We start from the raw sequence: 12,169 nt of genomic DNA on the forward strand, positions 1-12,169 counted from the left end.
AATTGACTTAATAAGTGAGGAGTTTTACTTAAATGAATGACATAGATATTGAAAGTTTTTTAAGTGAACTATATATGGAAGGTCAGATTAACGACTCAAAATCTATCAATAAAATTGATAAGTACCTCAATATAACGCCAGATACAGGTAAGTTCTTAGGACTGCTGGCTCAAATCACATCAGCAGAAAGAATATTAGAGGTAGGTACTTCAAATGGTTATTCTGCTGCTTGGTTAGCATTATGTACTGACGAAGACGTTCAAATCACCACAATAGAAAACGATTCTAAGAAGGTTAGCGCTGCAAGGGAGAATTTTTTAAGTACAGGCTTAGTGGATAGGATTAAGATTATTGAGGGTGACGCACCCATGATCTTATCAGAAATGAGTAAAAGCTTTGACTTAGTTTTTGTTGATATGGATAGAAAATTGTATTTAGATATCTTGGAGGATGTAATACGGTTAACTAGGACAAAAGGCGTCATTGTATTTGATAATGCAGTCTCTCATAAGGAGGAAATGACAGACGTTTTTAATTATTTCAATGGTAATTCACAGTTTCACACCTACTTAGCTCCCATTGGTAAGGGTGAGTTCGTGGCGCTAAAAAAATGGTAGGTCGCTGCCAAAGTCAACATGTAAATCAAATAACGATTCGTATTTAAGGATAAATATAATGAAAATCGGAATACGTCATGCTGAGCCAGAAGATGCAGAGGCATTGCAAGCCATTTATACCGATGAGGCCTTATATGCTAATACTTTGCAATTGCCTATGCCGTCAAAGACCCTATGGCGCACGCGACTGGCCGAAAAGCTTGGGCTTTGTGATAGAAGGTGAGATGGTGGATTATGCTTATCGCAACGGCGAGTATATCAATGCCTATCAGATGGCAAGAATTCGAAAAGCTAAAAATGGATGATGCTGGATATACCGCTGACCATCTATTGGATTTTTTGACCAGACAGACGGATAAGGATTTAATGGCTGATTTAGTAAAGGGATTTAAAGCAATTGAGAGTTAGGTAGCCAAAAAAAGGATGGTCATGTTTAAGTTTCTAGAGCATAAGAAGAATGACACATGGGTTGATAATATATTAGTAATAGTGATACGCCTTACAATTACAGGATTTATAGTAATGTTAGGGTTCTTCTTGGCGTTTGTTGCAACGATGGGTCCACCTATTGCACCTCATATTTGGAATGGGGGTCTGGATGGCAGTATTAGAATAGGCACTATTGTTATCGGCTTGGGTGCATGTGCTGCTATATTGCTTTGGTTTTTCTGGACTCTATGTTGTGATATCTATCGCTTTATTATTCGTACATCCCTGCCCGACTCTGATACTGAAACTAAATAGAGCAAGTAAGATTTATAGCTACCTATTATTGATAAACACCACAGAAAGAGATTTAGATGCCAAGTTTTATAGTTGTAGACAATGAAATTGTTAACCTATCGGAAATAAAAAGGATAACTGCGGATAAAAAGCGACTTACAATCACATTTCATTTAGGATTTTGGAATGGTAATGCGTTTAAAAGATGTACTGATAGCCAGCACTTTGAAGAAGTTTTTGAAAGTATAGTAACTAAGTTAGAAGCTGAACAGATTTGAGTCCGCTACTTAGAACGCCCAGTTTTAAGTGGTAAGCCTTTCATCATATTAGTAATCTATAACAGTTTTGTTATGGCTTACTAATATAATTCAGTTAACCAAATATGCTATAGATTATGACAGCAATAAGCAAAAGAGACGAAATATCATCACCCAGTATTATTAATTTATGCCAAGTTTTATCCTTGTTGTTATTATGAGTAATAGAACTACTGTTGTAATGACTTATGAAATCATCATCACTTATAGAGTACCTTTTTTTCGATAAAGATAGTTTTTGATCTAGATCTATAGGTATGACAACTTGCTTCAATACTGATAAAAATATTCCTAGCCATATTAAGATGCTTGGTATGTCTTTATTTATAGAAGAATTTATGAAAAAACCAAAACTTAGGATTAAAGCCACAATAAAAAACTTGCGGTAACTCCCCTTTGGGTAATCTAGGACAAATTTCCGCATCAAAAATCCTAATAAATGAACGTATGTTTATTTAAGAGGTTGAATATTAATGTTAGTGATAACCATTGTCAACAAAGATATTCATCACATTCTGAAGATGCGGTTCCCTAGTGAGGACCTGAATATTCAGCTATCCTCTATGTCCTATTCTCAATTGAGTCTTTATGTCTAATAAACTATGTAATGAACCTATAATACAATACGAACCACAGAAATTACGTCCAATAGTAGCTACTATTGGAGTGCTTTTTAAAGATCAAAAGGTGCTTTTAGTACGCCGTGCTAACCCACCCGATGTAGGTCGATGGGGTTTTCCCGGTGGTAAAATTGAACATGGGGAAGCTATTAAAGATGCTGCTGTTCGTGAACTTTGTGAAGAGACAAGCATTGTATCAAATGCTTTCAAGATATTTAACGCTGTAGCCGTACTTTGTATTTGGGTTTCTAGTGATCCTCTAGCAGGTGATGATGCCGTAGAAGCTAGATTTTTCAATATTGAAGATTTGATCAATACAGATTTAGCCCTTAGCTTAGATGTTAAAGAGATAGCATTACAAGCAGCTGAGTTACTCTAAAAAGTAAGAATGTTCGATACTCTATACCTATAGCGGACCAATCAAGTGCTTTTACTGGTTCGGTTCCCTAGTCAGGACTTGAACACTAGGCTGTAGGCTATATGCGCTAATAAATAAATCTATTAAAATAATGACAGTGTACTTCGTGGTGTACACAAATTGAGCTATTCGAATATAAATATTAACTAAAGGTGGTTCGAGTGATCTAAATAGTCGCAGTGTTTTTTTAGGCGAGCACATAAAATCCGGGATTATCTTACTTTATTTTAAGAAATTATTCAAAGATGACACACTGAGTTAATCACCATTTCATAATACCTCGTGTCACCTTAACATTACCAACAAGTGTTTAACCTTCGTAATCTTTAGTTAATCGTAGCAATGTGTTTTGGAAACCCAAATTGGAAAAGGCTGCTTCGACCTTTCTAATAACAGCTTTACTCATACCCTTACGAATATGGTCTTTTGATATATCAACCCAGTCTGCTTTTTGACAAGCTTCAATAACTTCCTTACTTTTACCGGAATAAGGGGTGATTTTTTGATGCCAGTGAATTGCGTTGCGAAGTAGTTGAGGATCAAATCCCCAGTCATATTTTTCATTATCTGCAAGTGCAACTGCTTCAGAGGGTTCCAAATAAGCCAGTGTATGATCTGTCCATAGTCCTATGTCATGATAAGCAAAATAAGCACATATGGTTTCAATTAAGGCCTCATACTCAGGTTCATTGTCCAAAAAATGCATGGCATAAGTAATGGTACGATAAACATAGTTACGATAGCCTGGGAAGTCTTTACCAATCAGATGCTTATAACGTGCAAAGACTTCATCCACTCGAGGTCGTGCTAGTTTGATTTCTATATGCGACATAGCTTACACTCCTATTTTTATTAAAAAACCCTAATCTAGCAAGTCCATTTCAAAAGTTAAATACTTTTTTAAGCGATCTAGGGCGTATCATCAATTAGATTGTAAGATTTGAAATGAGAAAAATTGTAGATAAACAAGGAAGAAATTGCTGTTAACATGAACATATTGGCAAAATTACTGACGATGTTTAGCAAGATTTAGCCATTTTAAGGCCAATAAATGTACTAATGCGCCAATTAATGACATGCTCAAGTTTACCAAGTTTAGTTGTAAGGTTTCTTCACCACCGCTCACTTTTATTAATGCCGATTTGTCAGAATGACTCCAGTGATCACCAGCGCTCCACCAAGCAACATCGCAGAGGATATCTGCTCATTGAGTAGCAAAGCGCCGAGCAACACACCAAATAACGGAACAAAGTTAGTAAAAACGGACGTTTGCGCTGCGCCAATCTTTTTGATTCCTTGGTAATACCAAATAAAAGGAATAACGGTGCCAAATATCGCTAAATAGCCAATAGCTGCACAAACCTTCCAGTTTAACTCTGATAGCACTTGTACGTTTGGACTGAACAACCACATCATTAACAGCAGTAGCAATCCCCAGATAGCAGCATAAGTCGTTGACACTAAAGGTGATAAACCAAGCAGCGCTTTCCGTCCCACGACGGTATAGATGGCCCAACTGATTACCGCGCAGAGCATTGAAAATTCACCATGGCCAAAAGCCTGACCACTGCCTTGGATCACAGTCAGTAGATGACCATTACTGATCACGGTCAATGCGCCCAATACCGCCACAGTTATCCCAAGCAACATCTGCAATGAAATTTTTTCTCGGTATAAGAGGGAAACTAGTACCGCCGTCGCGATAGGATTAAACGCGACAAATAGAGCCGTTCGGGAGGCTGCCATTTCAGAGAGCGCAGTAAAAAAGAACAGATTGTAGGTAAATATCCCAGTAAGACCGAGAGCGAAGGTGATCGCAACCTGTCTGAGCGATAGCGTTGGTAGCCTACCTTCTAGTTTTATAGTGAGTAAAATGAGTATAAATACCGCCAGACCAAAACGGCCTATCGCTGACATTAACGGTGAAAGCGATTCGGCAAGTAAACGCCCTGCGATAAAAGTCCCTCCCCACAGTAAGGCGACTAGGACAAGTTTGAAATATATTGGCCAGATAGAGGGTAAAGCTAAGTCGTTAGAGGTACTGGTAGTTGGTTGCATGATGTCGCTCAATATAAGAGTTAACCTGATATGTGCTATAGTATTTCACTAATGTTAAGTCATAGTAAAATGAGCAAAAGGTCATGACGTTTAGCCAACTTGAAATATTTGTGGTCGTTGCAGAGCTGTGTGGATTTACCTTGGCAGCCCAACAGTTAGGTATTAGTCAGTCAGCTGTTTCGCACACACTGAAAAAACTCGAAGAAGATTTAGGAGTAAGCCTTATCGAGCGCAATAAGTCACAAGCTGAACTGACTGTCGCTGGCACTCGATTACTACCCCGCGCTCGAGAAATACTGGGGTTGGCTGAGACCATACGCCAAGAAGCTGCTGATATTAAGGGATTGCAACTAGGTAGCCTGCGTATTGGTTCTTTCGGCCCTACTTCTTCTTTGCGCTTACTTCCTGAGATTCTAGAGAGTTACCGTAAGCAATTTCCCAATATTGAGGTGCGTATTGATGAAGGAAATGATCAGCAGGTCGTACAGTGGTTACAAGAGCGGCGTGTTGATGTTGGCTTTGTGGTACTTCCTGATGAGCATTTTGATACCTTTGCATTGATTGAAGATCAAATGGTTGCTCTTATTCCTAAAACACATTCATTGGCGAATAAAGATGAAATTGTACTTCAAGATTTATGTCATGTTCCTTTTATTCTGACTGAAGCTGGTTCAGCGCAACTCATTTCCAAGCTATTTGCATCCGAGGATCTGATCCCCGATATTCGCTACAGAACGACCCAATTGATGACGACAATTGCCTTGGTTGCAAAAGGAGAAGGTGTTGCCCTTGTTGCTGAATTAGCACTCCCTCAAGCTTTGCCAACTGATGGCTATGTGGTTCGGCAAGTAGCGCCGCAATACAAACGAACGATTGGTTTAGCACTGCACAGTACCCGGCAAGCTTCTCCTGCAGCACAGGCATTTATAAAAATGGCCGTACAATTATTAAAAAAGTGAAACCTAGGGCGTGTCATCAATTAGATTGTGAGGCTTAAAATGAGAAAAATGGTAGATAGACAAGATTACTGAAAATGTTTAGCAAAATTTAGCCATTTTAAGGCCACTAAATGCATTAATGTGCTAATTGACGACTCGCCCTAAATGATTATATGTACCTAGCATTGAACTTTATAACTGTACTGTATCGAAAAATGTTCAGTAAGGCTGTTTGTCTGATTTCATTGAGTATACCCAACAAAGACTGACCAAAATAAAAACGTCAGATCTAGTGTTCATGATCTAACGTTTACAGTGAGCGAAGAGGTGATGCTGGTTGATAATGTAGTTGGGGAATAAGTGTTTAGCTCATGTGAGTACCTGTCACTCTTGTTTTTACCTGCATGATTAATGATAAGCCATAAAGGATGATGGCTAAGGCTAAAAAAATCAAAGCCAAAGGTAAAAACAAGCTTTCTTGGAGCACGCCATCAGCACCAATGTCACCGTAAAATAAGCTCTCCATCAGTCCAGACAGTGCAGCGAGGGTCAGCATAATTGAACCACTGATAAATAATTTAGATGTCATAAAAGCTCCGTTAGATGAGAATTAGCAATAATAATTTATCTTTATTCAAAAGTTATTGCAGTATAGTTATTGCTGAATGACGCAAATATGATGGTTTCCTGGATTCTGACCACCGCCCAGATCTAAACAAATATCATTGTAATAGAATTCATGGGCTTTGATGCCTAGCCAGAACGCAAGAATGGCAGTGATAATAATGATTATCATCATCTTAGTATTCATATAAATATCCTAACCAATGAGTACGTTTATCAACTAATGAATGCCTAGGCACATATCGTATATGAAATAATACGCAGATTGGGCGCGCTCCTATTTTTTCATAAACTATTCATACTCGGTCTTTAAAAATATCAATATTCGTTAAAATGTATTTAGCAGTCGTTGACTATAAAAATTTGTGCGATCAAGCTGTAGACCCAAACTCAAATCGCTATCATGTGCTCTACCAAAAAATCTAAAAAAACGCGCGTTTTTGGTGAGACCATATCTCGCTTTAAATAAATAGCGTAAGTAGCACTAAGTTCTTCATAGGGACTAAAAATATGATCTGGCATGACTTGAACCAATGACCCTTTCGCCAATTCATCTTTAACAGCCCACAGTGGTATTAGCGTCAGACCTGTATGATTCAATACCAGCTGCTTCTGACCATTCACTGAGTTCACTGAAACCTGACTATTAATCATCAACTTTTTACTATCTTCTGCTATCAAAAACCACTCTTTCCAACCGTTATAACCATATCGGATACATTGGTGATCAGCTAGATCGTCAATCCTACGAGGCGTGCCATTATTTTTTAAATATTGGGGGCTTGCACATAGTAGAAAATCATTAAATACCAAGCGTCTGGCAATCATGGTCGAATCAGATAAGCGTCCACTTCGAATAGCCACGTCAATATTTTCTTCTATAAGATCCACAACCCGTTCTGTTAACTCAATTTTTATATCAATATCTGGATATAACGACATAAATTTCGGTATTAACGGTAATACCATGTTTTCACCAAAACCAACTGTCATGCTGATTTTCAGCTTACCCTGTGGCATTATTTGCAGGTCATTAACGGCTCTTTTGGCATTATCAAACTCTGACACAATTCGCTGAGAGTATTCGTAATATTTGTGCCCCGCTTCAGTCAAACTGGTGTTTCTGGTCGTTTTATTGAGCAGACGTACGCCCAACTCCTTTTCAAGCACTGCTAACTGCCGTGAAATGGAAGACGGCTGTACATCAAAGATGCGGCTGGCCTCTGAAATGCTACCGGTTTCGACAACACTATTGAAGTATGCCAGTCGATTTATTGAGCTCATTGCCACTCCTCTATTAAGTTGATAGGTATTCCATTTAACTGTAACCATGGCTTGCTCAAAAAGCAAAAGTAATTTGTTTACTGGGTAATGGTTTGCTGGATTAGCAACGTCTAAACTTATTGTCCTGAAACAAACAATAAGACATTCACACCAGTAAAGGGTAATAACATGAAAGCGATGATCATTAAAGAAATCGGTACAACTGCAGTTTTTCAATTGGAAGAAAAACCAAAACCAACGGCAACACTAGGTCATATGGTTGTGGAAGTGAAAGCCACTAGTGTGAACCCTATTGATACCATGCTGCGCTCAGTCGAGCTGCCTTGGTCGGAGAATTTGCCAGAGATACTACACGGTGATGTAGCTGGTATTGTGAGCGAGATAGGTGCCGACGTCACTGAATTTAGTGTTGGTGACGAAGTTTATGGTATGGCTGGTGGCCTCAACGGTATTGATGGTGCACTTGCTGAATTCATGTTAGTTGATGTGCGTTTAATGGCTAAAAAACCTAAAACACTCAGTATGAAGCAAGCTGCAGCCTTGCCGTTGGTCGCACTCACTTCTTATGAAGCACTCGTACAAAAAATGAATGTCAAAGAAGGCGATAATGTCTTGATTCATGGTGCAACAGGGGGTGTTGGTCATCTTGCCGTTCAGCTAGCAAAAGTACTTGGCGCGACAGTCACCGCTACCTACTCTCCTGCTAATCGTGCACTAGCACAAACGCTAGGCGCGGATCATCTAGTGGATTATACAACAGCGGAGGTTGATGACTATGTGGCGATGTATACTGACGGCGTGGGTTTTGACAAAGTTTTCGATACGGTGGCTGGTGATAATATACAAAAATCTTTTCAAGCCGTTAGATTCAATGGCCATGTCGCCACTATTTTACCGATTGCTGATCCATTGCAAGTTGCTCTCAAAGCCTTATCCTTTCACGGTGTTTTAGTGCTCATCCCATTATTTCATGGCGTCAACCATGAATCGCACGGTCGTATCCTGAAAATGATTGCAGAGCTGGTCGATAGTGGCAAAATCACGCCTATCATAGATGATAGTAACTACTCTATTTGGGAGGTAGCGCGCGCGCATGACCACCTTGAATCAGGTAAAGCAGTGGGTAAAATTACGCTTACTGTATAGTAGTATTCGGACGTGTCCTCATTTTGAACATGACGATAAAAATGAGATAAATTGCAGCCAGACTGTATTAAATAACTGCGTCAAATAGCTGTGTTAAAAATGAGGTGTTCACAGATAATAACGACTCTCTAAAATAACACAGCTCGCTCGTAGACATCCTTATAACGGTAGGGTCATATTTTATTTAGAAGTTTCTAACACTTTAGGAAGTATACCAACAGGTACTCCGAAGACTTTACTCCAGACTCACTGTAATTTTTTATAGCGACCTAACTACAGTAAGAATTAATTTTCGTAAAAGGCTTTCAGCAGCTTCATAACTTAACCCCTCCATCATTACTGCATCTGAAATAGCATCGATTGTACCGTGGATAGCGTATAACACCCCCTTGTTTTCTTGGAAAGACCCTGTTAAATGAGGCTGTAAAATCTGCCAATAGGCTTTAGAAAAGTAGTATCGAATATCAGCTTTGAGGTTTCGGTAACCAGGGTAAGCTTGTAAAGCGGCAATAATTTCCTCGTATTGAGATCCGCAATGTACTACGCAAGCAAGATATGACTTAACAACACTATCGACGGTGGCTTCGAGAGAGAGCGGTTGCTCAGCCACCGCTTGCTCAATAGCTTCAATTACACGTTGATCATAGCTTTGATAGAGGGCTGAAAGTAACGCTTCTCTTGAACCGAAGTGTTCATATGTGATGGGCTTGCTAACTCCTGCGTAATCAGCTAATGAAATTAATGTTAAAGCCTCTGTACCTGACTCCTGAACAATTTGATCAGCCATGGCCAATAACTGAATACGACGTTCTTCTTTTGTCATACGCTTACCCACCTCTCTCTCCTTCTTTTATTCATACGTATTGATTAACACTTTAAGCGATGAAACATGCTTTTGCATCCATGCTTAAATAAAAAAGTAACTCGCTGTATCCCGGATAGGGATGTATGCTCTCCTGCAGTTTCTGTAGGGGGATTTGATTCTGCTTTAATAGCTGTAACTCACCCAACAATTCACACGCCCGTTCTCCTAAAATAGAAGCCCCTAGTATTAATCCTTTGTTGTCACAAATTACTTTTGCTTTACCTATTGTTTTTTGATCCACAACGGCACGATCTAAATCTTCATAGTCAAACGTAAAAGTCTTGATATCATTATGCTCCGTGCTTGCTTCAACTTCAGTTAAGCCACAACGAGCAAACTCGGGGTCTGAGAACGTACACCAAGCGACACCTGATAAGTCAATAGGCTGTGCTCCTACACCATATAAATTATGGATTACATTTCGTGCTTGATACCCAGCCATATGAGAAAAAAGGTAAGGCCCTACCACATCTCCAGTTGCATAAATATTAGAGACGTTGGTTTGACAGTAGTCATTCACCGTGATTCCTTGCGAGGTAGCTTTAATGCCAATATCGGCTATATTTAGCGTCGTCAGATTAGGTTGCCGTCCTAAAGCAAACAAGATTTTTTCCGCACAAACGATGGCTTCTCCCTCAGGCGAAGAAAGTGTTAGCTGAATACCTGTAGCATCCTCTGAGACAGCAATAGCACGTTGATTTAGAAGAATATCTACCCCATCTTTTTCTAAGACTTCCTGTAGTAACTTAGAAAGCTCTACTTCTTCTCGATAAAGAATATGAGGAGCCATTTCTACCAGTTTAACTTCTACGCCCAGCGCTTGCATTGCTTGTGACAGCTCAACACCAATAGCCCCAGCGCCCAACACAATGATGCTACTAGGCAGGTTTGTCAAAAGAAAAATATTTTCATTTGTTAGATAATCAACTGTGTTAATACCAAAGATATCTGGAACGACAGGCGATGAGCCTGTGGCAATCATTATATTCTCTGCTTGCAAAGTATTTGTACCTACTTGAACAGTATCTTTATCCAAAAATACGGCTTCACCGTAGAAATATTCGATTCCAGCAGCTTCTAAAACAGGTACAGCTTCTGCTTGATGTGCCTTCTGAATTAATGCTCGTACTTTTGATAAAACGTCAGCAGAGTTTATCTCTATAGAACCATATTTTTTTGAGATTTTAATCTCTTTTGCCATTTGTATCATCGCTTTACTAGGAATGCAGCCAGACCATGTACACTCTCCTCCTGGCTGATTACGCTCTACTAAAGCCACTTTTTTCCCATATTCCATAGCAGTCAATGCTGCGTTCAAGCCACCAGCCCCTGCACCAATGACCACTAGGTCGTATAACAATTTGGATTTACTATAGTCACTTATGCTCATAAAAGAACCCTTTTATACCAAAACTTATTTCACTAAAGAAACCTGTTACTAAGTCAACCTACTTAAGGTAGGTTACCTTTAGTAGGTTAATGGATTTACTCAAAAATAACCAGTATTTTTTAAAGTATTCGTTTGGACTTTTTTGAATAAATGTACTAGATCATAAAATAGATCTCAGAGGTCTTGTGAGCATCTAATAGGCTATACATACCATACTTACTAAGCCCTAATGAGGCTTATGAACATGTTAAAACTTAGCTAGATCGTCATATTAGTGGCGTTAAGTCAGTATGATGGTAAAAAAATAGAGAGCCTTAACGACTCTCTAAAATAACCCAGCCCGCTCGTAGACATTCTTATGACGGTGGGTTCACTATTTTATTTAGAAGTTTCCAACAAATGGAATACGGGTAATCGCCACTTTGCTCTAACCGCTGCCATACGGATTAAGTAACCAGCAACTAAACTAATAATGACGCTGATATTACTACTAACAGCAAAATTCTGAAGTGTTAAATATAAACACGCAACGATTAAAGAAACTGAAGCGTATAACTCATGATGTAAAACCAATGGGGTTTGGCGACATATTAAATCACGCAGCAATCCACCAAATACACCTGTTGCAATGGCCGCAACTATACAAACACCGTAATGGAGTCCCATGTTAAGCCCTACTTGACAACCAATGATACTAAAGGCCGCTAGTCCTAAAGCATCCAAACGTATGAAAACGCCATTAAATTTAACAACCCATTTAGCCAACCAAGTCGTTATAAGACCAGCCACACAAACGATTAATAAATATTTAGGATGTTCTACCCAAGTTAAGGGGTAGTTACCAAGTAGGATATCTCTGACACTACCACCGCCTATCGCTGTTACACTCGCGATAAGCATAACCCCAAACCAATCCATATTTTGTCGTCCCGCGCTTAGTGCCCCCGTCATTGCCTCTGCTGTAATACCAATAATGTAAACTATACTCAAAAGCATGGAATACTCACCTTAAATCTATCTGATAGTGTAAATGATGTGAGATTGTAAAGATAAAACTGGTGTATTACGAATGATAATTTGAATCGTTTTGAAAGCATCTAGTACTACTCTATTCTAGCAACGGGAAAGCAAAAAAGAATGCAACGTTATTGTCACTTTATATGCAAAAG

Annotated in this window: 16 protein-coding genes; 8 read left to right on the top strand and 8 right to left on the bottom strand. The window is 39.1% G+C overall.

Annotated elements, in window-relative coordinates; translation table 11 throughout:
• Positions 1-32: 32 nt before the first annotated feature.
• From ACTXGK_RS22665 to ACTXGK_RS22690, 6 genes are all read left to right on the top strand, one after another.
• Positions 33-617: an O-methyltransferase gene (locus ACTXGK_RS22665; protein ID WP_443516339.1), complete on the top strand. Its 585-nt coding sequence runs from the start codon at positions 33-35 to the stop codon at positions 615-617.
• Positions 618-675: 58 nt separating this feature from the next.
• A complete protein-coding gene (locus ACTXGK_RS22670) occupies positions 676-840 on the top strand; it encodes a GNAT family protein (protein ID WP_296206998.1) in 165 nt (54 codons plus the stop codon).
• A gap of 11 nt (positions 841-851) precedes the next feature.
• Positions 852-1,025, top strand: a complete 174-nt coding sequence (locus tag ACTXGK_RS22675) for a hypothetical protein (RefSeq protein WP_296206997.1) — start codon at positions 852-854, stop codon at positions 1,023-1,025.
• A gap of 21 nt (positions 1,026-1,046) precedes the next feature.
• Positions 1,047-1,361, top strand: a complete 315-nt coding sequence (locus ACTXGK_RS22680; protein WP_372810901.1) for a hypothetical protein — start codon at positions 1,047-1,049, stop codon at positions 1,359-1,361.
• Between the two features lie 56 nt (positions 1,362-1,417).
• On the top strand, positions 1,418-1,618 hold the full coding sequence (locus ACTXGK_RS22685; RefSeq protein ID WP_288997846.1) for a hypothetical protein: 201 nt from the start codon (positions 1,418-1,420) through the stop codon (positions 1,616-1,618).
• 627 nt (positions 1,619-2,245) lie between these two features.
• On the top strand, positions 2,246-2,656 hold the full coding sequence (locus ACTXGK_RS22690) for an NUDIX hydrolase (protein WP_443516336.1): 411 nt from the start codon (positions 2,246-2,248) through the stop codon (positions 2,654-2,656).
• Between the two features lie 349 nt (positions 2,657-3,005).
• On the opposite strand, the gene ACTXGK_RS22695 is transcribed toward ACTXGK_RS22690, so the two are convergent.
• Positions 3,006-3,527, bottom strand: coding sequence for a hypothetical protein (locus tag ACTXGK_RS22695; RefSeq protein WP_443516334.1), 522 nt, complete (start codon positions 3,525-3,527; stop codon positions 3,006-3,008).
• A gap of 299 nt (positions 3,528-3,826) precedes the next feature.
• Complete coding sequence (locus ACTXGK_RS22700; protein ID WP_443516332.1) at positions 3,827-4,753, bottom strand: DMT family transporter; 927 nt, start codon at positions 4,751-4,753, stop codon at positions 3,827-3,829.
• Between the two features lie 83 nt (positions 4,754-4,836).
• Here ACTXGK_RS22700 and ACTXGK_RS22705 point away from each other — a divergent pair, with 83 nt between their 5' ends.
• The gene (locus ACTXGK_RS22705; protein ID WP_207969572.1) at positions 4,837-5,712 is read left to right on the top strand and encodes a LysR family transcriptional regulator; all 876 of its coding nucleotides are present in this window, start codon (positions 4,837-4,839) and stop codon (positions 5,710-5,712) included.
• A gap of 343 nt (positions 5,713-6,055) precedes the next feature.
• On the opposite strand, the gene ACTXGK_RS22710 is transcribed toward ACTXGK_RS22705, so the two are convergent.
• The 3 genes from ACTXGK_RS22710 to ACTXGK_RS22720 all read right to left on the bottom strand — a co-directional run bounded on the left by ACTXGK_RS22710 (position 6,056) and on the right by ACTXGK_RS22720 (position 7,647).
• Positions 6,056-6,280 (bottom strand): hypothetical protein, encoded by a 225-nt coding sequence (locus tag ACTXGK_RS22710; RefSeq protein ID WP_201546016.1) that lies wholly within the window; start codon positions 6,278-6,280, stop codon positions 6,056-6,058.
• A 66-nt stretch (positions 6,281-6,346) separates the two neighbouring features.
• On the bottom strand, positions 6,347-6,502 hold the full coding sequence (locus ACTXGK_RS22715; RefSeq protein ID WP_087945604.1) for a hypothetical protein: 156 nt from the start codon (positions 6,500-6,502) through the stop codon (positions 6,347-6,349).
• A gap of 203 nt (positions 6,503-6,705) precedes the next feature.
• Positions 6,706-7,647, bottom strand: coding sequence for a LysR family transcriptional regulator (locus ACTXGK_RS22720; RefSeq protein ID WP_443516330.1), 942 nt, complete (start codon positions 7,645-7,647; stop codon positions 6,706-6,708).
• Between the two features lie 120 nt (positions 7,648-7,767).
• On the opposite strand from ACTXGK_RS22720, the gene ACTXGK_RS22725 reads away from it, so the two are divergent.
• Positions 7,768-8,745 (top strand): zinc-dependent alcohol dehydrogenase family protein, encoded by a 978-nt coding sequence (locus ACTXGK_RS22725; RefSeq protein WP_443516329.1) that lies wholly within the window; start codon positions 7,768-7,770, stop codon positions 8,743-8,745.
• Positions 8,746-9,004: 259 nt separating this feature from the next.
• On the opposite strand, the gene ACTXGK_RS22730 is transcribed toward ACTXGK_RS22725, so the two are convergent.
• The 3 genes from ACTXGK_RS22730 to ACTXGK_RS22740 form a co-directional block, all read right to left on the bottom strand.
• The gene (locus ACTXGK_RS22730) at positions 9,005-9,568 is read right to left on the bottom strand and encodes a TetR/AcrR family transcriptional regulator (protein ID WP_207969576.1); all 564 of its coding nucleotides are present in this window, start codon (positions 9,566-9,568) and stop codon (positions 9,005-9,007) included.
• 52 nt (positions 9,569-9,620) lie between these two features.
• On the bottom strand, positions 9,621-11,000 hold the full coding sequence (locus tag ACTXGK_RS22735; protein ID WP_207969577.1) for a dihydrolipoyl dehydrogenase family protein: 1,380 nt from the start codon (positions 10,998-11,000) through the stop codon (positions 9,621-9,623).
• 378 nt (positions 11,001-11,378) lie between these two features.
• Positions 11,379-11,996 (bottom strand): trimeric intracellular cation channel family protein, encoded by a 618-nt coding sequence (locus tag ACTXGK_RS22740; RefSeq protein ID WP_443516327.1) that lies wholly within the window; start codon positions 11,994-11,996, stop codon positions 11,379-11,381.
• Positions 11,997-12,169: the final 173 nt, after the last annotated feature.

Origin of the sequence: Psychrobacter sp. T6-5 (assembly GCF_052258485.2) — a bacterium.
Classification (GTDB): Bacteria; Pseudomonadota; Gammaproteobacteria; order Pseudomonadales; family Moraxellaceae; genus Psychrobacter.